The organism is Pontibacter coccineus (assembly GCF_030546575.1).
Lineage (GTDB): Bacteria > Bacteroidota > Bacteroidia > Cytophagales > Hymenobacteraceae > Pontibacter > Pontibacter coccineus.
On sequence record NZ_JAUOTN010000006.1, the window covers coordinates 241,516 to 266,246 of the forward strand.

Below are 24,731 nucleotides of genomic sequence, written 5' to 3' on the forward strand. Positions count from 1 at the left end.
ATGGATTCAGGATTGAGCTTTAGTCTATTGTCTTCGCCTCAGCCTCTACTTTTTTGAGGTAGGCGATGGCTTCGTCAGAGAAAACAAAAGGCTTCGACTTGTCTTTTTTGGCGGCTTTGTTGTAGAGGTGGATGATCTGAAACGGGTTGTCCAGGTTCGACACCAGCTTCTTTTTCAGCCCGTTACGCTCAATCACATCGGTCATGTAAAAGCCGGGCACGTGCCCACTCATCCCGATCACCTGGTTTCTGATCTCTTTGCTCGTATACTGCTTTTCGCCGGAGGCTATTTCCTTGATAGCGGCCTCTACTCTCGGGAGGTTCTGTTTGCCCAGGTCCAGCAGGTAGGTCCCCCACTGCATGTCGCCCGGCATGTTGGGCGCGACCGCATATTTCTTGTCGATCAGATCCGGAACGCCCTCGTTCATCAACATTTGCAGCATCAGCAAAAGGCTCTTGTCTTTTTCAGCCACTTCGTATTGTTTCTGTTTGTTAAGCAAATGGTGCAGCTCGTGTCCACCCACAGCGCCGGGTTTCACCTGGTTGAACTTAAGCTCGGACCACAGGTTCAGCACCATGTTTCCTTTATGAGCAACCGCGTCGTTACTCAGTGCGATCAAATATACACCTGCTTCAGGACTTTTACCCTGCATGCGCTTGGGCAGCATGCTGTAACAGGTTTGGTACATGGTATTCACATAACCTTCTTTATCGGCTTTTAATTGCGCCAGGTATTGCCGAAGCTCCGCTTCATGGGCCTTGTACACGTGAATGCTGTAGGTCAGGTAATTGGCCTGGATGTCTTTTAGCCGAACCTGCAGAAGGCTGTCATGCTCAGGCAGGTAGACCACTTCCATTGTTTTGCGAAAGTTCTTCAGGTAAGACTCTCCGTAACCCTGGTTCTGGATATACTGTTGGTTTCCTTCCATGGACAGAAACTGCTCCCAGGTAGCGTCGTGCAGCCGCTTGCCCGATTTCAGGGTATCCACCAGCTCAAAGTAGCGTTCGGCTGCAGACACATCCACGACCTGCGCCTGTGCCGTGAAGCCGGAAACAGCTAAAAGCAAAAGGGTAAAAAGTTTTTTCATGTAGGTATAAGTTTGTTTGATTGATCCATTTAAACTGCCACTGGCTAGGCCTGAATTCAAGGTATAGCCAATAGCCTGTAGAAACTCAGACCCTCAGGACTCCACGGAAAGCCCTAGCGGCATAATAGGATTGCGCCCCGTTGTGGTATACAAACACATGATCGTAGCGGCGATCGCAAAACAAGGCGCCTCCCAGCTTTCTGATGTCGGCTGGCGTTTTGATCCAGCTCGAGGTTTTCTGGTCGAACTGACCGAGTTTTTGCAGTTCCCGGTACTCATCCTCCGACAAAAGCTCAATACCCATAGCAGCGGCCATATCGAGGGCACTATTTGCGGGCCTGTGCTCTTTTCTGGATTCAAGTCCTTCGCGATCGTAGCAAACGCTCCGCCGACCCTTGGGGCTTTCGGCTGCGCAATCAAAGAAAAGGAATTCACCTGTTTCCGGGTCCTGCCCGACCACATCCGGTTCTCCTTCCGTGCGCTCCATCTCGAGCAGCGACCACAGTTTGGCAGGGCTCGCTTCCAGTCGGGCTTGCACATCGGGCCAGGCTATACCTGCGTGGCGGTGCATGTTTTTCTCGAAGCGGGATTTCAGCGTTTGGAAGAACTCATTTGCTTGAGCCGGAGAAAGTTCGTTTGTATTTCCCATGGTAATCTCTTTTGATTTAAAATTAGCAACTCGACACTAATGCTAAACTTATCCTGCGTGCCATACTTCTCAGGTTTACCTAAAGAGACCATCCACCTGTCGTAGGTTGCCCTGGCCAGCCATTGCACCACATAGTCATCCTTTAGTTCGCTGACAGCAGCTGCTTCGCCAGCCAGCTTCTGCGCTATCTCAAAGAATGCGCTCTTCTTGCTGTGATGGAACACAAAAGCGGCGTAAAACTTATCTTTCGGCAAGCTGATCTGATTATCCTGGTAGAGTTGCCTGACCTGCGCGAGCCTGATACTGTCGCGCTTCGCCATGTTGTTTTCGAACAGGCCAAGGTATGCGCCAATGGTCATGCGGTCGGCCTGGTCCGTTTCATAAGCATAGGCTAACATATCACTCGCCTCACCCGAGTTTATCACAGCAGGATCTAAAGGACGCAACAAGCCTATCAGCACACCCAGAGTGCAGACAGCCGCTATAGTTAAAGGTATTCTCACCCACTTTTGAGGAAGGTTTGAGCGAAAGGCTTTTACCATACCTACCACGAGCAAAGCCGCCACGCAAAAGGCCATGACCGCTAGTAACAGGAAACTTGTCAGGCTGTATAAATAAGACAGCATGGCAACAGGTATAAGAAAAAGAATTGGGGTTAAATTTCTTTTCATTCTTGTTTTGGTTAGCTGCTCCTTACTGGTTTTCAATTATCGTGAAAGTCTAATTAACCCTTCTTCCAAAGAGCTCACGAAATTGACTTGGCTCCCTTTGTTGCTTTCGTACATGAAGTCCTGCATACTTTTGCGGGTATATCTTGAGAAGTCGCCGACGATAGCTAGACGGACGCGGTAATTGGAAAACTTCTGAAGAATTTCGCCTGCCATTCCGTTCTTCAGTTCAAAGAAAGCAGGCGTGATGTTCTTCTCGTGGAGTATGATTCTATCATAGCCCTGATAATAAAGGTTACCTAACAAGTCCAATCCGTCTTCAATGCTGTTTATGATCGTATCTTCCGAAATCACCTCGGCTATTTCAGTATCATGTACAGTATGGGTTTCTATTTTCATTTTGTCGATTGTTTTGCAGGATACAATTCCCGCAAGCGATCTGCTGATAAAAGAACCGGCTCTTACTCGCTGCACTATTTCCAGCTAAACCTCCTTCAAGCTCTCCTCCTTACTATTACACCTTTATATAGTGCCCATCCAATATAAGCATTTCTCCAAATTTTCAATTCCAGGATCCTGATAAATATATGTGATAGTATTCCGATTGAATGCCTACATCCCTGCTCCCGCTTTGCTTTCGTACAGTCCGTTCGAAATATTATTATCCTAACAAAACCTCTCTCTTTGCCCCGTTTTCATTCCCTTGTCTGCCTTTACAGCTATTCGTCAAATTTGCACAAAAATTACACTTTAATTTAGCTGATTCCTGCCTCTGCAACCTCATATCGCAAGAAAAACGGGCTTCCCAGTAAAATTTTGAGTATATTCAAATTTAGCGATACAAATAGCACGATCAGTAATTTACACTATTCTAATACATACCACCAGGCAGAACATGGTAGTTTAGAATATTCATGCTGGACTAGGCTCACGAGCAACTTCGTCGACCAGAGGCGCTGTGATTACGTTAACTATACTAAACCCCAATAAAACTGAAAAATAGAAATGGCAGAAAATATCCCGGTCCAATACGAGATCCATACCCCAGCCAACCATCAGCAACTGAACCGCGACGAGGTGCTTGACTTCCTTTTCCAGCACCTGGACCAGTACGGCGACGCCCGCGCGGACATTGCCAAGTGCATGGACTATGCGCTGTCGGCGGCAGAGGGCAAAGGCGGTTCGGTGATTGTAGCCCGCGAGGCAGGCAAAGTGGTGGGGGCGCTTATCCTGAACAATACAGGTATGAGCGGCTACATACCGGAGAACATACTCGTTTACGTAGCCGTGCATGGCAGCCAGCGCGGCAAGGGCGTAGGCAAAAAACTGGTGCAGCTGGCCACCGAGACAAGCGAAGGCAGCATTGCCCTGCACGTGGAGGCTGACAACCCGGCCCGCCACCTGTACGAGAAAATGGGCTTCACGAATAAATATTTAGAATACAGACTTATCCGATAACAGCATGGCCGTCTTAAAACTGTGCCGCAGTAAACTCAGACACAACTACAACCACCTCGATCAGATATTCCGCCAAAAGGGCATCGACTGGGGCATTGTCACTAAATTGCTTTGCGGCGAGGAGACCTTTTTGAAAGAAGTGCTCGACCTCGGTGTCAAGGAAGTCCACGACTCGCGCGTCTCGAACCTGATCGCCATCAAAAAAATGGCGCCCGATGTACAGACCGTATACATCAAACCTGCCCCGAAGCAAAGCATACCCGACATTATCCGCTATGCCGATGTGAGCTTTGAGACTGAGCTCGACATCATCCGGCTTTTGTCCGAAGAGGCTGTCAGGCAAAACATAACGCATAAGATCATCATCATGATCGAGATGGGCGACCTGCGGGAAGGCGTGATGGGCGATGATTTGGTGGATTTCTATGCCCAGATCTTCAAACTGCCCGGCATCTCTGTGATTGGGCTCGGGGCTAATTTTAACTGCCTGCACGGCGTGATGCCCACGCAGGACAAACTGATCCAGCTCAGCCTGTACAAGCAGATCATCGACGCCAAGTTCAACATCGAAATTCCCTGGGTATCCGGCGGCACTTCAGTTACGATTCCGCTGCTCTTCAACCACCAGATGCCGCGTGGCGTCAATCACTTCCGGATTGGGGAGGCCTTGTTTTTCGGGCTCAACCTCTTTACCGGCGAGACCTTTGAGGGCATGTACGACGATGTGTTTGAGTTTTGCGCCGAAATCATCGAATTGAACCAGAAGCCCATGATCCCGATCGGCATGCTGGCCGAAAACCCCAGTGGCGAGAGCTTCGAGATTGACGTGAGCCTCTATGGCAAAACCTCGCACCGCGCTATCCTGGATGTAGGCCTACTCGACATCAACCCCAAATACCTGCTCCCAAAAGACAAAGGCCTGAGTGTGGTAGGTGCCAGTTCCGACATGCTGGTGGTGGAGTTGGGTGAGAACGAGCAAAACTACAAGGTGGGCGACGTGCTCAGCTTCAACCTCCGGTACATGGGCGCGCTCAGCATCATGAACTCCAGGTATATCGCCAAGCAGGTGGTTAGTTAAATTGTTATATTGTTGATGGTTAAATTGTTGGGTGCGCGATTAATGCACGCCTGCCTCTCCTTTTATCGAGGTCCTCTATCACAGAGGAAATTTTCATGTATGATTTGGGCAGGACTGCCAATACATGATTTAGAAAGGCATAGAGGTGCACGAGTGGGCAGGTCGCGACCTGTATTAGCGCTCTTTCGGACATCTGTGTCTGAAAGTATTTCTGCTAAGGACATCCTTGTCCCCTAGCACTGAAAACAAGAGCGACATGCGGGGATGTGGCCATCCCCAGCAGATGGCTTTCGGATATGGATGTCCGAAAGAACATTTGGAAAAGCGGCCAGAGTCCGCCTTATACCTCACAATCGCGGGACGCTAGCGAGGGTGAAAGGAGGAACGGTGCAAGATTTGGGCAGGTCACGACGTGTCCCTACAGGTGGTCACGTTCTGAAGATGCTCTGCTACATGGCTTTTCGGGATTTATCAATCCCGAAACAAACGGTAGTGGATTTTCTAATCCCCGTGTGTAGGTTTTGCAGGTATACGGTGTCAGGAATGACCCTGGCAGAAATACTTCCAGACATGGAAGAAGCGGACAGCTAACCTATACCTGCTTCTTACCCTAACGCCCTCATACCAAAACATACCTGAGTGAGGGCGTTACTGCTTTCAGCTGTTTTTTAAATGCAGGTAAAGGCCGGCCAAAACTTTTCAGGGCTTGCTACGTCTCTAAGGTGTATCTGAATATGGCTATCTACTTATACCTTGGCTGCTAAACCATCCCTGATCAACCGCATTGTCTACTCCTTCGAGCTATTCGAGCAGGTGCTGGCGCGCGGAGGCACACTTACTATTGTAGTCGCTTTGCTGGCCCTTTCGTGGCTTAACTCTCCCTGGGGAGCCTCCTGGCTATACCTTTGGGATACTCCCCTGACCATCACCTTCGGAACTTACAGTATCGCCAAACCGATCGGCTTCTGGGTGCAGCAGGTTTTGCTGGCGCTATTCTACATGGTATTGGGCCTGGAGTTGAAACGGGTGCTCCGCGTGGGCGAGCTGAAGGAAAGACCCGACATGCTGTTCGCGATAGCTGCTGCTTTTGGTGGAATGGCCATACCTGCTGGGCTATACCTATACCTGGCACCACTAGCTGCTCAGGCAGGTTGGCCTGTGGTGGTCACTGCTGATGCGTCGGCGGTGCTGGCGCTACTGGCACTGGCCAGCAATTCACTGCCTCTGCCCCTGCGCGTGTTTTTGTCCTCCAGCGCTATCATGCAGGGCATTGCAAGTTTGCTTCTGAGCGTGCTCCTCTATACAGCTATCCAAAACCTGCTGGCGCTCTCCATTGCCACCGGCGTGTTTGGTTTGCTAGTGGTGTTGCGGGCGTTGCGTAACCGCACGATGTGGCTATACCTGCTGCTGGGACTGGTGATGCTGGTGAGCTTTCTGCTGGCCGGTGTGCAGGGTGCCGTAGCTGGCGTACTGCTGGCACTCGTCACCCCGATCCATTCAAGGGTAAATGAGGAAGATTTCGTAACGACCACCGATACCGTAATGGGACAGCTCCACGCCCTGCGTATGATGAAGCGCCCCGAGCCTGATGAGGAGATAGAAGAAGATTTCCAAGCCGCCGCCCATACCCTACGCATAAACTGCACAAAGGCGCTGTCACCGCTGCGGCGCCTGCAACAAAGGCTTTTGCCATGGGCAGCGTACCTGGCACTGCCCCTGTTCGCGCTGGCGTTTGTGCCCTTTGCCTACAACAGCTTTGCCTGGCGCGACCTGCTCGGCCCGGTACCGTTGGGAATTTTCATGGCACTGGTGCTCGGCAAACCACTTGGCATGCTGCTGTTTGCCTGGCTGGCCTCGCTGACAGGTATAGCGCGTAAACCTGCCACTGTGCACTGGGGGCAACTAACGGGAGGCACGCTGCTCGTGAGTGCCGGCTTTATGCTGTCGCTCTTTCAGGCGCAGCAGGTTTTTGCTGCCACAGAGCAACTTACCCTGGTGAAGATCAGCATTTACGCCGCTTCGGCTGTTGCAGGTCTGCTTGGCCTGCTGGTGCTGGCAATGGCGGGCAAAACAAAAGACCTGCCACACACGCAGGTATAGCAGGTCTTTTTAATGAATAATGAGTATTCACTAGTCATTATTCATTACACTTTAGTCATTACCCAGCAGGGCGTCCAGGAAACCGATCTCCTCTTTCTCTTTCTTGTACACAATCATCGGGATGTCGTCGTTATAGCGCAGGATCTTCTCGGTCACGCTTCCCAGCACAAACAGGGCGGCGGCTGATTTGCCTTTGGCGCCGATCACCAGCATATCGGCTTTCGCGCGCTTGGCCTCCACCATAATCAATTCGCCCACATCATCATCGTTTTCCTGTTTTACAAGTCGAAGGGTGGCACGCTCTTTCAACGCAGGGAAACGCTCCAGCACCTGCTCAAACTTATTGTGTGCGAAGCCTTGCATGCGTGCATCAAAATCCTGGTAGCTGATGCCCAGTGTAATGTAACCGGTAGGTACCTGGTAAACGTGCAGGCAGGTGATGCGCACTTCGGGTCTTGCGAGCGCTGAGTTCAGCATACGCTCAAGCGCCATCAGGGAGTAATCCGAGAAATCCACGCTGACCATGATGTGGCTCAAAACAGTATCCTCGTTTTCAGGCACGAACAGAACGCTCACGCGGCCATTACGCAGAATTTTCTGGGCCAGCACGCCACTTCCACGCATTTTGAACTTTCGTCCAACCACCACCAGGTCAATCTGGTTCACTTTAGACAGACGAAGAAGTTCTTTCAGCGGCGATCCTTCGACTACCTGCACCTCCACCTGCGCCCGGCTATCGGGGCCGAAATGGCTTTCTACTTTACCGACAAGCGAGGTACGCAGTTTTTCGGCGTCTGGCATCCCGTTCGGTATGCCTTCGATCACCTCGTCCGGTAGGTCCAGGCTCTTGGCGGCGTGGATGAAGTACACACGCTCTATTTCAGAAATGGAGCAGAGAAAGGCGGAATAGCGGATGAGGGTATCGTCCATCTCCGTCAGGTCGAGCCCCACCATAATTCGTTTCAGCGAGTTGGCGCTAGTGTTTTGGTTCATGGGTTAACGTTTGTTGTGCTTGTCTTATACGTCCTCACCCCCTCTATTTCGCCCCTGACGTAACATAAAATGCGCAGATTGGTACTAAATGTTGAATCAGCTACGAATTTAATAAGGATACTTCTACAAACTAAGCATTTTTGATGTTTTTAGCTATACTCGCAGGTTTCCTGTTGGCACTTGCCGCGCCTCTGCTCTACCGCTGGCTCGGCAAGTGGGTGTACGCGCCTATGGCCTTGCTGCCCTTTTCCATCTTCGTATACCTGCTGACGCTTGCACCCGCTGTGCTTGGCGGCGAAAATTTGGGCGAACTCCATACATGGGCTCCTTCTCTCAACATCAACCTGCACTTTTTCCTTGACGGACTCAGCCTGCTCTTCGCCTTGCTGATCACGGGCTTTGGCACCCTTATCATGCTTTACGCTGTCGGCTACCTCAAAGGTCATCCCTTGCTGGGGCGGTTCTACCTATACCTGACCCTGTTTATGACGGCGATGCTCGGGCTTGTGTTGGCAGGCAATATAATTTCCATTTTTGTATTCTGGGAGCTTACCAGCATCAGCTCATACCTGCTCATCGGTTTCAACCAGGACAAGGAAAAATCACGCAGCTCAGCCCTGCAGGCTCTGCTCGTTACCGGGCTCGGCGGCATGGCCCTGATGGGCGGCCTCATTCTGCTGGGGATGGCAGGCGGAAGCTATACTTTGAGCGAGTTGCTGCAGCGGGGTGATGTGGTAACGAACCACGCGCTATACCTGCCCGCACTCGTGTTGCTCCTGCTGGGTGCTTTTACAAAGTCTGCGCAGTTCCCCTTTCACTTCTGGCTCCCCAACGCCATGGAAGCACCCACGCCTGTCAGCGCCTACCTGCACTCGGCCACCATGGTGAAGGCCGGCGTCTACCTGCTGGCCCGGCTTACCCCCGTCATGGGAGGGACCGACGAGTGGCAGTATACCCTGATGCTGGTGGGCGGCATCACCACCGTGCTGGGCGCGTTTTTGGCCACGCAGCACGTCGACCTGAAAGCCATACTGGCCTACACTACCATCAGCGCACTGGGCCTGCTGGTGACCATGACAGGTATAGGAACCGCTCCAGCCATGGAGGCGATGGTGGTTTTCCTGCTGGCACACGCCCTCTACAAAGGCACCTTGTTTCTGGTGGCCGGCAACGTGGATCACGCCACCGGCACCCGCGACCTGACACAACTCACAGGCTTGTCAGGCTCCATGCGCTACACCGCCATTGCGGCTTTGCTGGCCGGTATGTCCATGGCCGGCATCCTGCCTTTTTTTGGGTTCATCGGCAAAGAGCTGCTCTACGAGGCCTCACTCCAGGAAAGTCCGTTCCGGTGGATGCTCTTTGCGGTGAGCTTCTTCTCCGGGATGGTGTTTGTGTCCGTTGCGATCGCGTTGGGCTTTGGCGTCTTCTGGCGTCGCAGCGAGAGCCCCACTGCGCTGCAGCACCCCGACAAACCTCTGCTATACCTGCCACCCGTTATACTGGCTGGTACTGGACTTGTGTTCGGACTGCTGCAGGGCTTTTTTGTGACCCCGTTGTTGCGCCGCGCCGCAGAGTCCATGCTGGGTGTGGAGCAGGTGTTTGAGCTGGCCCTGTGGCACGGTTTTACGCTGGCGCTGGGTCTTAGTGTAATTACTGTTCTGCTGGGCTATGTGTTGTACCGTAAGGCCAACCGACTGCTGAGCTACGCCAGCCGCTTTAACGATCTGTACCTCTTCGGACCAGCCAACCTTTACCAACTCACCCTCAAGGGCTTTCTTGCCGGGGCCACCAAAATTACAGCTACCATACAGAACGGCTATCTTCGCAGTTACATTGCGGCCATCGTCACGGCGCACATATCCCTGATCGTGCTCGCACTCTGGGAAAACGGCCCGCGGCTGGAGCTGACTAACCGCCTGGATCAACTCTCCCAGCTGCGTTTGTATGAAGTGGTGCTGCTGCTGATGCTTGTATCGGCGCTCGTCTTCCTGTTTAAGTCCCAGTCCCGCCTAACCTCCATTGCCATCATGGGCATTGTCGGTTACTCGGCAGCGCTCCTTTACATCCTGTTCGGGGCGCCTGATGTAGCGGCCACGCAGTTGCTCATCGAAACGCTCACGGTCGTGATTTTCGTGTTGATTTTGCACAAACTCCCAACGTTCGGATACCTCTCGCACGCCGCAGAGCGCTACAAATACATACTGCTCTCGCTCGCTTTCGGAGCCGTGATGACATACGTTATCCTGATCGTGAAGCAGTATCCCCTCGATTCGGAGATAAAAGCCTATTACGGCGAAAACAGCTACCTGCTCGGGCAGGGGCGTAACATCGTCAATGTGATTTTGGTGGATTTCAGGGCCTTCGACACGCTTGGCGAGATCGTGGTGCTGGCCGTGGCAGCCATCGGTATCATGGCCATGCTGAAACTACGCATGCAGAAAGGAGACAAACCATGAAAACCATTATACTCGCGACTGCCATTCGCATCCTCATCCCACTCTTCATCATCTTCTCGGTCTATACCTTGTTCCGGGGCCACAACCACCCGGGCGGGGGCTTCATCGGGGGGCTGATCGGGTCCATCGCTTTCGTTTTCCATACCATGACGCATGGCCCGCAGCACACCGTGGACACCTTCCTGAAGCTCAACCTCTACGGCTACCCACGGCAGCCGAACCAAAGCCGCTCGCTCTACCTGATGCGGATGATGCGCGTGAATGTGTGGAGGCGGAGAAAAATGGCCCGGCATCCGGAAATAAGGCACCGCATGATCCGCATCGAGTCTGTTTACATTATCGCCACAGGGCTTTTTCTGGCGGCCACCAGCGGAATGCTCGGCCTGCTTTCCGGCCAACCTTACATGCACGCCTACTGGACTGACTTTTACATACCTGTGCTGGGTAAGCCGGGCACGCCGATCCTGTTTGATGTTGGCGTATACCTGCTCGTGATCGGGGTGGTGCTTAAAATAACCTTTGTGATGTCAGAAGAATAAGACCATGGAATTTATACTGCCTTTTATCATCGGAATACTTTTTTCGGCGAGCCTATACCTGATTCTGCACCGGCATTTCTTCCGGCTGATACTTGGGCTGATCCTGTCGGGGCTGGCCACTAACCTCTTTCTGTTCGTCATCGGCCGGCTGACACGCGGGGGCTCGGCCATTATCGGGCAGGACGAAAGCGTAGCCGTGGAGCCTTTTGCCGACCCGGTGCCGCAGGCGCTGCTGCTCACGGCCATCGTGATCGGCTTCGGCATCCAGTCCTTTACCATTGTGCTCATCAAACGGGTATACCAGTCGTTCGGCACCACTGACCTCGACGACATGAACACCACCGACCAGATCGATGAAAACCACTAAGCACCCTGTATGAACCACCTGCTGATCATGTTGCCTATACTCATTCCGCTGTATGGGGCTATCCTGAGCCTCTTTTTCTGGCGGTCTGTGCGCGTGCAACAGTTTATCGGCATCCTGGCACAGGTCTGTCTGCTGGTCGCTACTTTTCTGCTGCTCTTCGACATCAATGAAAACGGCATCCGGACCACTCAGATCGGTAGCTGGCCCGCACCCTTCGGCATTACGCTCGTGGCGGATTTATTCAGTGCAATGATGGTGATCACCAGCTCCATCACCGGCACGGCCATTTACCTGTTCTCCATCAAGGGGCTCGACAAGGCACGGCAATCGTTTGGCTACTACCCGGTGCTCCTCATCCTGCAGCTGGGCGTGTCGGGTGCCTGCCTGACGGGCGACCTGTTCAACCTCTTTGTCTGGTTCGAAGTGCTGCTGATCTGCTGCTTTGTACTCATTGCGCTGGGCGGCACCAAACCGCAGTTAGAGGGGGCGATCAAGTACGTGACCATCAACTTTCTGGCTACCAATTTTCTGCTGACAGGTATAGGAGTGGTATACGGCACGCTGGGTTCGCTCAACCTGGCTGAACTGGCGGTGCTGGTGCGCATGCCGGTCGCGCACCCGGCCCTCATTACCATGGCGGGCATGTTTTTCCTGATCGCATTCGGCATCAAGGCTGCCATTTTCCCGCTGTTCTTCTGGCTCCCGGCCTCCTACCACACACCGCCTATTGCCATTTCGGCTTTTATAGCAGGCATCATCACCAAGGTGGGTATGTATGCGCTTATTCGTCTTTTCACGCTGATCTTTGTCACCGACCAGGACCTGACCATACCACTCTTCACGGTGCTGGCGGGCTTTACCATGGTGATCGGGGTGCTGGGGGCCGCTTCGCAAAACGATTTTCGCAAGATCCTGTCCTTTCACATCGTGAGCCAGATCGGGTATATGCTGATGGGGCTGGCGCTGTTCACGCCACTGGCCATTGCGGGGAGCATCTACTTCATCATCCACAACATCCTGGTCAAGACCAATCTCTTTCTGATCAGTGGTGTGGTGGCGCGCCGGCACGGTACCTTCGCACTTAAAAAACTTGGCGGCATATACCTGCAGCAGCCCCTCCTGTCGGTGTTGTTTTTCATTTCGGCCTTCTCGCTGGCGGGTATACCACCCCTCTCCGGGTTCTGGGGCAAATTCATGCTGGCCAGGGCCGGTTTCGAAATCGACAGTTTTGCCATCGTACTGGTTTCGCTGGCCGTCAGCCTAATGACCCTTTTCTCGATGACCAAGATCTGGAACGAAGTGTTCTGGAAAAAAAAACCCGACGTGGACCCGTTGTCGGAAGTGATGACGCAGCAGCAGCAGCGCGACCTCCGGCTGCTCCACCTGCCGGTCGTTTTGATGACGGGGTTCATTCTCTTTGTCGGGCTTTATGCTGAGCCGGTGGTGGCAATGGCACAATTGGCGGCCGAGCAACTTCTGAACAGCGAATTATACATTAACGCCGTATTGAAAAGGTAGCATGAAAACATTTATCGTCCATTTCCTGATCGCTTTCGTCGGCAGTTACCTGTATTTCAAATACGGTGATCCCTTCGTGCCTTACAATGCGATCTGGGCGGTGCTGGTGGCATCCTTTATCATGTTTCTGCTCTGGCTGACCTCACCTACTTACCACCGCTCCTACTTTCATAAACTGCCGAGGGCGATCAGTCTGTTTGTTTTTTTCCTGAAAGAGCTGGTTGTGGCCAACTTTCGGGTTGCCTACGACATCCTGACACCCAATTACCATATGAATCCTGCCGTGCTGGCTGTGCCGCTGACTGTTACGACCGACCTGGAAATTACGCTGCTGGCTACCATGATCACCCTGACGCCGGGCTCGCTTATGATCGATGTAAGCGCCGACCGCCGGTTTATCTACATGCACACCCTTTATGTAAAGGACAACGATGTGGAATCAGCAAAACAGGAAGTTAAAGACGGATTTGAAACAAGAATATTGAAACTGACCCGATGAGCCTATTTTCCTTCACTCTCATATTTGCCATGGCCGCCCTCAGCATTTGCCTCGTCCTGATCGGTATACGATTTGCGTTGGGCCCTTCATTGCCTGACCGCATTACGTGCTTTGATTTGTTCGTGGCCAACATCATTGGTATTGTGGCCATCTACACGGAGCTTACAGGCAACAAGGACTTTATAGACGTGGCCATTATTCTGTCCCTGTTCGGTTTCCTTGGCTCCATCTCCTTCGCTTATTACCTCCTGAAATCATCCCGTTAGCCTATGTTCGAAAACATTAATTTTCTGCTCATCCGCGAAATCATCAGTTCGATCCTCATTATCATAGGGGTCATCTTCATGCTGATCGCCGCCATCGGCCTTTTGCGCTTCCCTGACTTCTACATCCGCATGTCAGCCATCACCAAAGGGTCGACGCTGGGGCTTGGTCTAATTCTGACAGGTATGGGAACGTACTTTAACGAGGCCGACATGCTTTTGAAAGTGCTATTGATCATCGGCTTCACGTTCCTGACCACGCCAGTGGCGGCACACGTGATCGGGCGAACCGCTGTGCGCAACAAGATCCCGTTTTGGGGTCCCACTGACCTTGAGGAGTTTAAAGACTACCTGCGCAAAGAGCATAGCACCCACCGCGACCATGAGCGGGACAACAAGCATTTGTAGCAGGTATAGCGGGATCAGTGCGTGGGATGATGTAGAAAAGGCCGTATGGAGTCGGCGTAGGTGTCGAAGGCCTCGACTGTGGTTAAAATGTGATCGGGATAGGTGAGTGCGGTGAGTTTACCCCCAAAAACGCAGCCCGTGTCAATGTTGATGGTGTTGTTCTTCCAGCGCGGCTCCCGAACAGGTGTGTGCCCGTAAACCACTACCGCCACACCGGAGTATTCCGCGGCCCAGTCGAGGCGAACAGGCAGGCCATGGGCATCCACCTCCCCGGTGGTAGGCCCATACAGGCAAAGATCGCGCACCGATTTGCTGTGCCGTCCGTGCAGGCGCTCCTCCAGGCCGGCGTGCGCTACCACCAGGCGACCTTCATCCAGTATGATGTGGTGTGGCAGGTGTCCCAGAAATTCCCGCACCCTGAGTATAAAGGCTTGATCGTAATTTTCGAGCTGGGCCATGGTCAGCTCCAGCCCGTGGCGTACCTGCACGTTGCGCCCCATCAGCTTGCGGTATAGCTTGTCGTCGTGGTTGCCACTGACGCAGAGGGCCACATCCTGCTCTACCATGTCCATGACCAGGCGCAGCACCTCGGGTGAGTTCGGACCGCGGTCCACCAGATCGCCTACAAATACGGCAATGCAACCTGCTGGTGGCGTCACGCGGTACCTGCCAGCTTCCTGGTCGTCTTGTACCTCATAACCCAGCTTTTGAAGCAGTGCCAGTAATTCATCAAAACAGCCGTGCACATCTCCAATGACATGGAAATGGCCGTGCAGGTCTTTCAGTATCAGGTTTCCACTTCTGTCTGGCTCGTGGTGCATATTCTTTTATTGTATCGATTCTGGTCCGGTCTTAACCAATATAATAACTAACAAATGGCCCTACGGGTTAGATTTCCAGTGTTATTTTTTTTTAAGTCTCCAATAATTATACTTTTTCAGACAGTGTTTTCTGGTTCTAAGCTTTAAGGTGGCCCCTGCTGCTTATTCTCATTACCTATTGGGGTCCTGGAGGTTGGCACCGACGCCCTCTATACCTGCAGCCGTTTGAAATCCGCTCACGAGGCAGTCTTTCCAGTAATTAAAGACCGAGCGTCTTTTGGCGCGCACCACCTCAATAGCACCAGCCCGTAGCGCTTCTCCCTCTTTGGGGTTGTGGGATACTATCACAAATTTGTTGGCCACTTTCGAGAGTATTTTCTTGCCAGTTGACTGACGTTCGCCTTCATCTTTGGTTAGCAAATCCACTTTGAAATTTTGATAGCGCACATTCAGGTTGCCGCGGGCCTTGTTGCGGTAGAGTTCTATCTTGAAATCACTTTTCTGCAGACTGCCTTCTTTCACACTAATAAAAGCGGTCGGCTCCAGGATGTCGTTTAAGATGGCCGGATCAGCGGGGCCGGCTGTACCCTCTATGGTATGGTAGCCATCGGGGTCCAGCAGGTTCAGCCTGATGGTGACAGCCAGCGGCGCTTTTCCGTATAGCGCTGCTCTGGCATCAATAACAGCGGGATTCTTAGCGGACATGCGGTTTTTGTCGTTGGTCACATTGCTGATCGTGGCATCAATATTCTCGAAGGTGATCGTGCCCTTTTCTTTGGATTTCTCAGCATGCTCTTCATAATGGATGTGCATACCTTGCACCTCTACTTTTTGAATGGTCAGACCGGTTTTTAACTCCTGGATGAAATCATGCGGGAGCGGTTTGTTTCCTTTCGCATTGAAATTTTTCCGATCCATGTAGGCGCTTAAGGAAGGGTTCTTGATCACCACGTTGCCGGCAACCAGGTTATTGTATTGCGAATGCACCCTATAGTCGACCCCGTTGAGGTTAATTTCAGGAACTTCCAGTTGCATCGTCGAAACAGCTTTGCCTTTCAACCGTGCCAGCGCTGCGTTATCCAGCAGTGGAAACAGTTTCAGGTTGCCGATGTTGAGCGTACCGTCTGCCGTGTTGGCTTTAAGGGCAGTCGCCTGAAGTTTGTAAGTTCCGTCCGGAAACCTGAACTCGGCTTTACCCGATTCTAAGGCAATGCGGCTGGCGTAATAGGCGCGTTCCTTGTCCAGGAAAGAGGTGCTGTCCAGTTGAAAGTCTTTCACCGTGATTGTGAAATCCTCCAGAGCGATCCGGTCTGCTTTAGCATCCTGGCCTTCCCTGATGCGAAGTATAGCGTCCTCTATCTCCATGCTCCCGATCCGCAGGCCTTTCATTATCCCGTCCACCGATTTGTGCAGCGGCTCGTGGCTCTCTGTTGTGTCCTGCCGCATTTCGGTGACCAGCAGGTTGGGCTGACTAATCTGCAGTCTGCTCAGATCTAGTGGTTTGCCACGCAAAACACCAATGAAATTTATACCCGCCAGTACCAGTTTGTTAGTTTTTAGATCGATCAGGGTGCGGGGCGCTTTCACGGCTGCCGTGTCTTGCTGAGTTGTCTCGTGGTGCTGTTTCCATACCTGAAAGTCAGGCAGCAGCTGGATGGAGTCTGCTGTAATGCGCCCGCTTAGTAGTGAAGCCTCAAGGCCGTGCAGTTTTAAGGTATAGAGCCCGTTTGATTCGGTTTTTACACGCGACTCAAGTTCCCGCTTTAGCCAGGGGTTAAAATACAGGGAGGTGAGAATGCCAATGAGGATGAAGAGAAGTGCAAGAATGAGGAGTAGCCATACCCACCATTTCTGGAAGAGCGTTTTTATTTCCACGTTTCGGGTTAGTTTCAGATGAATACGAACACAAGCCTGATGTGTTTATAACACGGCACCCTGACACTTGCTATATTTTCCATTAACCTTCACAGCCCAAATTTTATGGCAATTCCAGAGCGCTCTGCATAATAATCGCTCATCAGGTATACGCTGGCAAAAGGAGCAGCCGTTATAAGGATTGAACAGTCATAAGACTCGTCCCCAAGCCTGAAGCCGCGTCAGCTAGAGCAAAAACAGCTAAAATCTCAACTTTAATTATGAACGAACGTTCAATCATAGTATATTTAAGCTTACGCTCCCTATACTATGCCCCGGTTTCAGGAAAAAAGAGAACTCAGCATCAATAAGTTGGTTGAAGTCGCCTTAAGACTTTTTGCATCGAAGGGCTACGAAGCCACCTCGATCCGGAACATTGCCGGTGAGGCAGGTATGTCGCTCGGGCTCCTTTATAATTATTTCAAAAGCAAAGACGAGTTGCTGGAAGAGATTTTCCGGCGCAGCGTGGAAGACATACATGCCTCCTTTGTGCAATCCCCCGAACAAGGTGGCTCCGGAATAGAACAGCACATCCGGCAAACGGTAAAGCTGCTGAAAGAGAAACAGGATTTCTGGAAATTGCTGCATGGCATCAGGATACAGTCCGAAGTAGTGAGGCAACTGATGACCGAAATGCAGGAACAGACAGCCTACATAGAAGACCGTATCCGACAAAACCTGATTGAGGCGGGCATCCCCTTCCCTGACCTCGAAGCCAAACTCCTGTTCGCCTCCATCGACGGTATGTCAAGCCATTTTCTGCTCTACGACCATTATCCCATCGATGACGTGGCTTCGCTCCTGATCATGAAGTATAAGAAGTGATTGTTGATTGTTATATCAAAATTCTATGAACTCACCTAAATGGCTTGACCGTATTCTATACCCGTTTGCGCACCACACGCTGCAGTTGCAAACCGGTCAAATGCATTTTGTAGATGAAGGCCAGGGCGAACCCATTGTGTTTGTGCACGGTACGCCCACCTGGTCTTTCGTCTGGCGGCAGCAGATCAAGGCCCTCAGCCGCACCCACCGCTGCATAGCGCCCGATCACCTGGGTTTCGGCCTGTCGGAAAAGCCGGTTGACTTTGCCTATACGCCCGAAGCGCATGCACACAACCTGGAGCAACTCATCAATCATCTGCAATTGAAAGACATTACGCTGGTAGTACATGATTTTGGTGGGCCCATTGGTTTGAGTTATGCCCTGAAGCACCCGGAAAATGTGAAGCGGCTCGTTATTTTGAATACCTGGATGTGGTCGCTCGAAAACGAAGCGCAGATGATGAAGGTCAGTGGTTTTCTCAATGGCAGTGTCGGGCAGTTTCTATACCTGAACCTGGGTTTTTCAGCCCGCATGCTCCTGCCGAAGGGTTATCACCAAAAACGCCACCTCAGCAAGGACGTGCACCAGCATTATCTGAAGCCGCTCAACAACAGCCGCAACCGGATAGGCACCTGGCACTTTGCAGTTGCGCTAAAGGAAGCAGGTCCATGGTTTGACAGCCTTTGGGAACAGCGAGAAAAACTGCGCGCTATACCTAAACTGATACTTTGGGGCGAAAAAGACAAGCTGCTCCCCTTACATCTGCTTGACAAATGGCAGCAAGCCTTCCCGGAAGCGCACGTGAAGCGTTTTGAGGCCGGGCATTTCGTGCAGGAAGAAAAAGGAGGAGAAATCGCTGATAGTATTAAACATTTTATATAAAGAATATGTAATATTTATTGCAGATATAGTATTCTTTTTCATACTTTTATAGTCAAATTAAAACTATGAAAAAGATCATACCTTCTACATGGCTTTTAGTCATCGCTTTTCTCACATTTTCATGCGACAAGCAGGATGAAGAAAGCACCACGATCGTGCCGAAAGTGGAGGCTACCATGGAAAGGTCTTTTAATTACCTGGAATCCGAGGAGGAGGAAAAAGCCGTTTACAGCCTTAGCCTGAGGGAAATGCAACTCTTAGCGGATGAAGAAAAGCTGCAGATAGATTTTGCGCCGTCACGTCCGACAGGCAATGACGCAGTGGTTTTTAGCATCAGGCAAGCGGAGCTTTTGAACGGCTACATCGGCAATTATCCAATCCGTTCGCTTTCGAACAACAAAAAGGGGCGCGCCGACATCACCTATTACCACTACTACAACAAGACCAGCAAAAGCGCTCTTTTTAGCAGTGGCAACCGGATGGAGGGCAATATTGAGATAAAGGCATACAATGCCACGACCGGACTGGCAAGCGGCAGTTTTGAAGTGAGGATCAGTGGCGTTTCAGATCCTACGGCTTATGAAAGCAACCCTGCGAAACCCCGCAAATGCGACATTACCTTAAAAGGTAGTTTCAACAACCTGAAACTGGTAAACACTCACTAGGCGCTTCAGCCTATCCATAAGGTATGGACCAGCCGCGTTTGCGGCTGGTCTTTATTTTTTATGCCGCTCCTGCAGCACAGTCACCACATCCGCCAGTTCCAGGCCTGTGGCCGCTAACAGCACCAGTAAGTGGTAAAGCAGGTCGGCGGCCTCTCCCTTCATGGTATCCAGTTTGCCGGCCACCGCATCGATTACGGTTTCAACAGCCTCTTCCCCTACTTTCTGGGCAATCTTGTTCACGCCTTTGTCGAACAGGAAATTGGTATAGGATGCTTCCGTCGGGTTTGCTTTGCGCTGCTGTATCACCTCCTCAAGCCTGGCGATAAATTGAATCGCCGCCATGCGTTTGGCTGTTGCATCTTCCCCAAAACAACTGGTGTCGCCGGTGTGGCAGGTTGGCCCGTTTGGCTTCACCTTGATCAACAGGGAGTCATTGTCACAGTCTTCGGCAATGGTAACCACCTGCAGGGTATGGCCTGAGGTTTCGCCCTTGGTCCAGAGGCGGTTTTTGGAGCGGGAGAAAAATGTCACCAGCCCCTCTTTTTGGGTTTTGTCAAATGCCTCCCGGTTCATGTAGCCCAGCATCAGCACCTGGCTGGTATCAGCATCCTGTATTACAGCAGGTATAAGCCCACCCATTTTATCGAAATCCAACATAGGAACAGTTTAAAAATTGTTAAATTGTTGATGGTTAAATTGTTGTTTGGTACACGATTCGGGTTGGTAACAACCTGTCCCTGCAAAGTTTCATTTAACCATTCACTCAATTACTAATACCTTACGGCTATACCTTCCGCCTTCAGGAACTGCTTCAGGTCAGGTATAGACAGTTCGCGGAAGTGGAAAAGACTGGCGGCAAGGGCGGCGTCGGCATGGGCTATCTGGAAAGCATCGGCAAAATGCTGCATGGTGCCGGCGCCTCCCGAAGCGACCACGGGAACAGCAACAGCTTCTGAAACAGACCTAGTGATATCCAGCGCAAAGCCCGCTTTGGTGCCGTCGTTGTTCATGCTGGTGAGCAGAATCTCGCCTGCTCCTAAGTCTACAACCTGTCTGGTCCAGTCAACAGTGGTATGCTCGGTTTCTACAGTACCAGCCCTGGCGTATACCTTCCAACCGGTGACTTCGGTATACTTGGTGTCGACGGCAACAGTCACGCACTGACTGCCAAAGCGTTTGGCTAAATCCTCTATTAGCTGCGGGTTGCGGATGGCAGCCGAGTTGATGGAAACTTTATCGGCCCCTGCCATTAAGAGCACCTCCACATCGGCCACAGCACTAATGCCACCCCCCACAGTGAAAGGAATATCGATGTGGCGGGCAATGTCGCGCACAAGTTCAGCGAAGGTTTTGCGCTCTTCGTTGGTGGCCGTGATATCCAGAAACACCAGTTCGTCGGCGCCTTGCTCGGCGTACCATTTGGCCAGCTCCACCGGGTCGCCGGCATCGCGGATGTTTTCAAATCGGACCCCTTTTACGGTGCGGCCATTTTTGATATCCAGACAAGGTATAATGCGTTTGGTTAACATAAAAATCGCGCTAAATCCTTTAGTGTAATTGTTCCTTCGTAGATCGCCTTGCCGATGATGGCACCCTTTACGCCGATCTCCTGCAGCTCCTCCAGATCCTGCACGGTCGTTACGCCACCGCTGGCAATCAACTGCGCCTCGGGCAAAGTGAGTTTCAGATGACGGTAGGTATTGATGGAAGGCCCCTGCAGTTTGCCGTCCTTACTCACATCGGTGCAGATGAAAAGTTTGGCCCCGGTTGTAAGGTAGCCTGACATAAAATCCTGAAGCGGATACTTACTCTCCTCGGTCCAGGCACTAATAGCGATGTTCGTACCTTTGAAATCGGCTCCTATAATGATCTTGTCAGCACCGTACTCAAGCAACCAGTTTTTAACTTTCTCCGGCTCCCGCACCGCAATACTACCCGCCGTGATCTGCGCGGCCCCGGCATCAAAAGCCTGTTGCACCGCTTCATCGGACTGCAAGCCACCGCCAAAGTCAATGGTGAGGCTGGTGTTGGCGGCAATACTCTCGAGCACGTTTAGGTTTACCGGTTTGCGGGCACGGGCGCCATCCAGGTCCACCAGGTGCAGTCGCTTGATACCGTTCGCTTCAAAGCGCTTGGCTACTTCCAGGGGATTGCTGTCGTAGGTCGTTTGCTGGGCGAAGTCGCCCTCGGTGAGGCGCACACATTGGCCGTCGATCAAGTCTATGGCCGGTATTATATCCATCATATGGCTAAGAAATTTTCAAGTATCTGGGAACCGGCAGCACCGCTTTTCTCGGGGTGAAACTGCGCTGCGTAAAAGTTTTTGTACTGCAAAGCGGCAGAAAACGGCTCCGGGTAAGAAGTTTGCGCGATGGTGTAGTCGCTCATCGGCACATAAAAGCTGTGCACATAGTAGGCGTACTCCCCTTCGGCTATACCTGTGAACAGGGGTGACTGCAGCTTCTCGAGCTGGTTCCAGCCCATGTGCGGCACCTTCAACTCAGTTTGGAATCGCTTGACGGGTAGCGGGATGATGCCGAGCATCTCCGTATCGCCTTCTTCAGAATGCTCACAAAGCAACTGCATACCCAGGCAAACACCAATAAAGGGCTGTTGGAGCGTTGGCAGAAGCTTATCTAGATTTCGGGCCCGCAGCTGCGCCATGGCCGACGAGGCCTCGCCAACTCCCGGAAAAATCACCTTATCCGCCGCCCTGATCGTCTCGAAATCGGAGCTCAGCGTGGCCTGCACTCCCAATCGCTCCAGTGCGAACAGCACCGACTGTACGTTGCCGGCTTTGTAATCAACTATAACGAGGTTCATTTATTGAGTTTAGAGTTATGAGTTAAAGAGTGAAGTTGGGAATACAGCTTAACTCTGGTAAAGTAACTTTGTTTATCATTTTATTTCGCTGCCCGGAATTAACTGATCCGCAACCACTTTGATGATCTCCTAATCCTCGTCAAGCCAACCAGGAGGCACTGGAAATTTGACTTTCAGACTATAAACCTGAAAAAGCAGGTCCCCCATAAAATCTACTTTCCTTTAAAGTAAAGAATCAGACTACCCCTGATTCAGACAAACAAAAAAAGCCTGACTCTTTTCGGAGTCAGGCTTTTGGAAAATATATCTTAGTTAAACTAAATCATATCCATAGGCAGACGGCTCCGAAACGATTGCTTCGTGCATGATGATGGTGCAGATGTGCCATTGTGCCTTTCATTGCTGCAAAGATATGTTGCACCCAGCTTAATACCATGCGTATACCTGATTCTTTTTCACAAGGTATACGAATGTCTTTTCAGAATGTCGGCTTTTAGGTTATTTTTGGAGCATGAAAAAGATAATGATACTGGCTGGTGTGTTTGCCGTGACAATGGCGCAGGCACAGCAGCGCATGACACCTGAACTGCTCTGGAAGCTGGGTCGGGTTTCTGCCGAGACCATAACACCCGACGGTAAGTCCGTGATCTATGGCGTGAGCTACCCCAATGTGGAGGAAAATAACAGCGAACGCAACCTCTATGCTATACCTGTTACAGGCGGACAAGCAACGCAACTGACCTCTACCAAGGGCGGCGAGAGTGTTGTGCATATTGATAAAGCGACAGGCAACATCGTATACCTGCACAAAGGGCAGCTGTGGCAGTTGGCAGGCGGCAAGGGCGAGCCGAAGCAGCTGACCAACGTGGAAGGTGGCCTCAGCAATGTGCGCCTCTCCCCGGACGGTAAACATATGCTGTTCTCCCGTGAGGTGGAAGTGAAAAAGATGCACAGCACCGACATCTACCCGGAACTCAAGAAATCGGACGCCTACGTATATGATGACCTGAACTACCGCCACTGGGATACCTGGGAAGACGGCAAATTTCAGCACATTTTCTTTGCCAGCTACAACAACGGTCAGCTGGGCACACCGGTAGACCTGATGAAGGGCGAGCCATTTGATGCGCCGCAAATGCCGTTCGGTGGCAAGGAAGACGCAATCTGGAGCCCTGACAGCAAAGCCATCCTGTATGTGAGCAAGAAGAAGTTCGGCAAGGAATACGCCGTGAGCACTAACACCGACATCTACCGCTACGACATCGGCAGCGGCAAAACCTCGAACCTGACCGAGAGCAACCCAGGCTACGACACCCACCCGATCTACAGCGCCGATGGCTCTAAACTGGCCTGGCTTGCGATGGACGAAGATGGCAACGAAGCGGACCAGAACGAGCTGATCGTGCTGGACACGAAATCGGGTAAAAAGCACAACTTAACCAAAGACTGGGACGAGACGATCAATGGGTTTGAGTGGAGCAACGACGGTAGCAAGATCTGGTTTGTAGCTCCAACAAAAGGCACGATCCAGGTATACGAGGTCGCGCTTCCGAAGAACCTCGACAAGTTCACCGCCAAAGGTATACGCCAGGTAACCAAAGGCCAGTTCGACGTGAACGGCATCGTGGGCCAGGCTGGAAACAACCTGATCGTATCGCGCAACGACATGAACCGCGCCCCGGAGCTGTACCGCCTGGACACCAAGTCTGGCCAGCTGACGCAGCTCACGAAAGTGAACGACGAGGTATACGGCAAGCTGGCCAAGAGCAAAGTGGAGCCGCGCATCACCAAAGCAAGCGATGGCAAAGACCTGTTTTCATGGGTAATATACCCGCCGGATTTCGATCCGAACAAGAAATACCCAACGCTCCTCTACTGCCAGGGCGGACCGCAGTCGGCGCTGACGCAGTTCTATTCTTACCGTTGGAACATGCAGCTGATCGCGGCACAGGGCTACATCGTGGTGGCGCCTAACCGCCGCGGCATGCCGGGACATGGCGAGGAGTGGAACCGCCAGATCAGTGGCGACTGGGGCGGACAGCCCATCCGTGATTACCTGTCTGCCATCGATGATGTGGCAAAAGAGTCTTATGTAGACAAAGACCGTCTGGGTGCCATTGGCGCGAGCTACGGTGGCTATTCCGTGTTTATGCTGGCTGGCCTGCACGAAGGGCGCTTCAAAACCTTCATCGCGCACGACGGCCTGTTTGACATGCGCAGCTGGTATGGCACTACCGAAGAAATGTTCTTCGCCAACAACGAGCTGAAAGGTCCTTACTGGGAAACCAAATCACCGCAAAGCTACAAGGAGTTTAACCCGATCGAGCATGCCAACAAATGGGACACGCCCATTCTGATCGTGCAAGGCGGACAGGACTTCCGGGTAGGTATAGAGCAAGGTTTGCAGGCCTTCCAACTGGCCCAACTCAAGGGCCTCAAGAGCCGCCTGCTATACCTGCCAGAAGAAAACCACTGGGTACTGCAACCGCAAAATGCCATCGTTTGGCAGCGTGAGTTCTTCAAGTGGTTAGACGAAACGCTGGATAAAAAAGCAAATTAAGATAGAAAGCCCGGTCTGAATAGAGCCGGGCTTTTTGTTTGAATCAGGATTTGAAGGATTCTCGTGCATGATTGTCATCCCCCTGCACCCAAGGCAGGGCTATTGAGTTCTGCTATAAACTATCCCCTTGAGGGGATTATAGGGGTGTAAATAC

The 24,731-nt window shown here is 51.9% G+C and carries 25 protein-coding genes; 14 read left to right on the forward strand and 11 right to left on the reverse strand.

The genetic code is table 11. The annotated features are described in order from the left end of the window. Positions 1-19 precede the first annotated feature (19 nt). From Q4E40_RS15355 to Q4E40_RS15370, 4 genes are all read right to left on the reverse strand, one after another. Positions 20-1,087, reverse strand: a complete 1,068-nt coding sequence (locus Q4E40_RS15355) for a DUF5700 domain-containing putative Zn-dependent protease (RefSeq protein ID WP_303413397.1) — start codon at positions 1,085-1,087, stop codon at positions 20-22. An 85-nt stretch (positions 1,088-1,172) separates the two neighbouring features. Next, positions 1,173-1,736, reverse strand: coding sequence for a DUF4256 domain-containing protein (locus Q4E40_RS15360; RefSeq protein ID WP_303413398.1), 564 nt, complete (start codon positions 1,734-1,736; stop codon positions 1,173-1,175). Then, positions 1,679-2,407, reverse strand: a complete 729-nt coding sequence (locus tag Q4E40_RS15365; protein WP_303413399.1) for a hypothetical protein — start codon at positions 2,405-2,407, stop codon at positions 1,679-1,681. Before Q4E40_RS15365 ends, Q4E40_RS15360 begins: the two co-directional genes overlap by 58 nt. A gap of 36 nt (positions 2,408-2,443) precedes the next feature. Beyond that, on the reverse strand, positions 2,444-2,803 hold the full coding sequence (locus tag Q4E40_RS15370) for a DUF4180 domain-containing protein (RefSeq protein WP_303413400.1): 360 nt from the start codon (positions 2,801-2,803) through the stop codon (positions 2,444-2,446). Between the two features lie 606 nt (positions 2,804-3,409). Between Q4E40_RS15370 and Q4E40_RS15375 the strand changes: the two genes are divergently transcribed. The 3 genes from Q4E40_RS15375 (at position 3,410) to Q4E40_RS15385 (ending at position 7,040) form a co-directional block, all read left to right on the forward strand. After that, positions 3,410-3,862 carry a GNAT family N-acetyltransferase gene (locus tag Q4E40_RS15375; protein ID WP_303413401.1) on the forward strand — a complete coding sequence of 151 codons (453 nt, stop codon included), beginning with the start codon at positions 3,410-3,412 and terminating at the stop codon, positions 3,860-3,862. Positions 3,863-3,866: 4 nt separating this feature from the next. Next, entirely contained in the window at positions 3,867-4,940 is a 1,074-nt protein-coding gene (locus Q4E40_RS15380; RefSeq protein ID WP_303413403.1) for an alanine racemase, read from the forward strand. A gap of 753 nt (positions 4,941-5,693) precedes the next feature. Then, a complete protein-coding gene (locus Q4E40_RS15385; protein ID WP_303413404.1) occupies positions 5,694-7,040 on the forward strand; it encodes a Na+/H+ antiporter NhaA in 1,347 nt (448 codons plus the stop codon). A gap of 51 nt (positions 7,041-7,091) precedes the next feature. On the opposite strand, the gene Q4E40_RS15390 is transcribed toward Q4E40_RS15385, so the two are convergent. Beyond that, complete coding sequence (locus tag Q4E40_RS15390; RefSeq protein ID WP_303413406.1) at positions 7,092-8,033, reverse strand: universal stress protein; 942 nt, start codon at positions 8,031-8,033, stop codon at positions 7,092-7,094. A gap of 143 nt (positions 8,034-8,176) precedes the next feature. On the opposite strand from Q4E40_RS15390, the gene Q4E40_RS15395 reads away from it, so the two are divergent. The 7 genes from Q4E40_RS15395 to mnhG are packed head-to-tail and all read left to right on the forward strand — an operon-like array spanning position 8,177 to position 14,086. After that, positions 8,177-10,492: a putative monovalent cation/H+ antiporter subunit A gene (locus Q4E40_RS15395; protein ID WP_303413408.1), complete on the forward strand. Its 2,316-nt coding sequence runs from the start codon at positions 8,177-8,179 to the stop codon at positions 10,490-10,492. Then, entirely contained in the window at positions 10,489-11,031 is a 543-nt protein-coding gene (locus tag Q4E40_RS15400; RefSeq protein ID WP_303413410.1) for an MnhB domain-containing protein, read from the forward strand. The genes Q4E40_RS15395 and Q4E40_RS15400 overlap by 4 nt, the downstream gene beginning before the upstream one ends. A gap of 4 nt (positions 11,032-11,035) precedes the next feature. Further along, a complete protein-coding gene (locus Q4E40_RS15405; RefSeq protein ID WP_303413411.1) occupies positions 11,036-11,398 on the forward strand; it encodes an NADH-quinone oxidoreductase subunit K in 363 nt (120 codons plus the stop codon). Positions 11,399-11,407: 9 nt separating this feature from the next. Beyond that, positions 11,408-12,916: a proton-conducting transporter transmembrane domain-containing protein gene (locus tag Q4E40_RS15410; protein ID WP_303413413.1), complete on the forward strand. Its 1,509-nt coding sequence runs from the start codon at positions 11,408-11,410 to the stop codon at positions 12,914-12,916. A 1-nt stretch (position 12,917) separates the two neighbouring features. Further along, positions 12,918-13,415 carry a Na+/H+ antiporter subunit E gene (locus Q4E40_RS15415; protein ID WP_303413414.1) on the forward strand — a complete coding sequence of 166 codons (498 nt, stop codon included), beginning with the start codon at positions 12,918-12,920 and terminating at the stop codon, positions 13,413-13,415. Further along, on the forward strand, positions 13,412-13,681 hold the full coding sequence (locus Q4E40_RS15420; protein WP_303413416.1) for an MrpF/PhaF family protein: 270 nt from the start codon (positions 13,412-13,414) through the stop codon (positions 13,679-13,681). The genes Q4E40_RS15415 and Q4E40_RS15420 overlap by 4 nt, the downstream gene beginning before the upstream one ends. Positions 13,682-13,684: 3 nt before the next feature. Then, positions 13,685-14,086, forward strand: coding sequence for a monovalent cation/H(+) antiporter subunit G (gene mnhG, locus Q4E40_RS15425; RefSeq protein WP_303413418.1), 402 nt, complete (start codon positions 13,685-13,687; stop codon positions 14,084-14,086). Positions 14,087-14,100: 14 nt separating this feature from the next. Here the strand turns inward: mnhG and Q4E40_RS15430 are convergent, their stop codons facing one another. Further along, positions 14,101-14,907 (reverse strand): metallophosphoesterase, encoded by an 807-nt coding sequence (locus tag Q4E40_RS15430; RefSeq protein WP_303413419.1) that lies wholly within the window; start codon positions 14,905-14,907, stop codon positions 14,101-14,103. Between the two features lie 171 nt (positions 14,908-15,078). Continuing rightward, positions 15,079-16,782, reverse strand: coding sequence for a DUF748 domain-containing protein (locus tag Q4E40_RS15435; protein ID WP_303413420.1), 1,704 nt, complete (start codon positions 16,780-16,782; stop codon positions 15,079-15,081). A 309-nt stretch (positions 16,783-17,091) separates the two neighbouring features. Between Q4E40_RS15435 and Q4E40_RS15440 the strand changes: the two genes are divergently transcribed. The 3 genes from Q4E40_RS15440 to Q4E40_RS15450 all read left to right on the forward strand — a co-directional run bounded on the left by Q4E40_RS15440 (position 17,092) and on the right by Q4E40_RS15450 (position 19,194). Further along, positions 17,092-17,646 (forward strand): TetR/AcrR family transcriptional regulator, encoded by a 555-nt coding sequence (locus Q4E40_RS15440; protein ID WP_303413422.1) that lies wholly within the window; start codon positions 17,092-17,094, stop codon positions 17,644-17,646. A gap of 25 nt (positions 17,647-17,671) precedes the next feature. After that, positions 17,672-18,529: an alpha/beta fold hydrolase gene (locus tag Q4E40_RS15445; protein ID WP_303413423.1), complete on the forward strand. Its 858-nt coding sequence runs from the start codon at positions 17,672-17,674 to the stop codon at positions 18,527-18,529. 65 nt (positions 18,530-18,594) lie between these two features. Then, positions 18,595-19,194, forward strand: a complete 600-nt coding sequence (locus tag Q4E40_RS15450) for a hypothetical protein (protein WP_303413425.1) — start codon at positions 18,595-18,597, stop codon at positions 19,192-19,194. Positions 19,195-19,245: 51 nt separating this feature from the next. Here the strand turns inward: Q4E40_RS15450 and hisIE are convergent, their stop codons facing one another. The 4 genes from hisIE to hisH all read right to left on the reverse strand — a co-directional run bounded on the left by hisIE (position 19,246) and on the right by hisH (position 22,017). After that, entirely contained in the window at positions 19,246-19,851 is a 606-nt protein-coding gene (gene hisIE, locus Q4E40_RS15455) for a bifunctional phosphoribosyl-AMP cyclohydrolase/phosphoribosyl-ATP diphosphatase HisIE (protein ID WP_303413427.1), read from the reverse strand. Between the two features lie 113 nt (positions 19,852-19,964). Next, positions 19,965-20,723 carry an imidazole glycerol phosphate synthase subunit HisF gene (hisF, locus tag Q4E40_RS15460; protein WP_303413428.1) on the reverse strand — a complete coding sequence of 253 codons (759 nt, stop codon included), beginning with the start codon at positions 20,721-20,723 and terminating at the stop codon, positions 19,965-19,967. After that, on the reverse strand, positions 20,717-21,439 hold the full coding sequence (gene hisA, locus Q4E40_RS15465) for a 1-(5-phosphoribosyl)-5-[(5-phosphoribosylamino)methylideneamino]imidazole-4-carboxamide isomerase (protein WP_303413429.1): 723 nt from the start codon (positions 21,437-21,439) through the stop codon (positions 20,717-20,719). Before hisA ends, hisF begins: the two co-directional genes overlap by 7 nt. Then, on the reverse strand, positions 21,436-22,017 hold the full coding sequence (hisH, locus tag Q4E40_RS15470) for an imidazole glycerol phosphate synthase subunit HisH (protein WP_303413431.1): 582 nt from the start codon (positions 22,015-22,017) through the stop codon (positions 21,436-21,438). Before hisH ends, hisA begins: the two co-directional genes overlap by 4 nt. 511 nt (positions 22,018-22,528) lie before the next feature. On the opposite strand from hisH, the gene Q4E40_RS15475 reads away from it, so the two are divergent. Next, complete coding sequence (locus Q4E40_RS15475; protein ID WP_303413433.1) at positions 22,529-24,577, forward strand: S9 family peptidase; 2,049 nt, start codon at positions 22,529-22,531, stop codon at positions 24,575-24,577. Positions 24,578-24,731 lie beyond the last annotated feature (154 nt).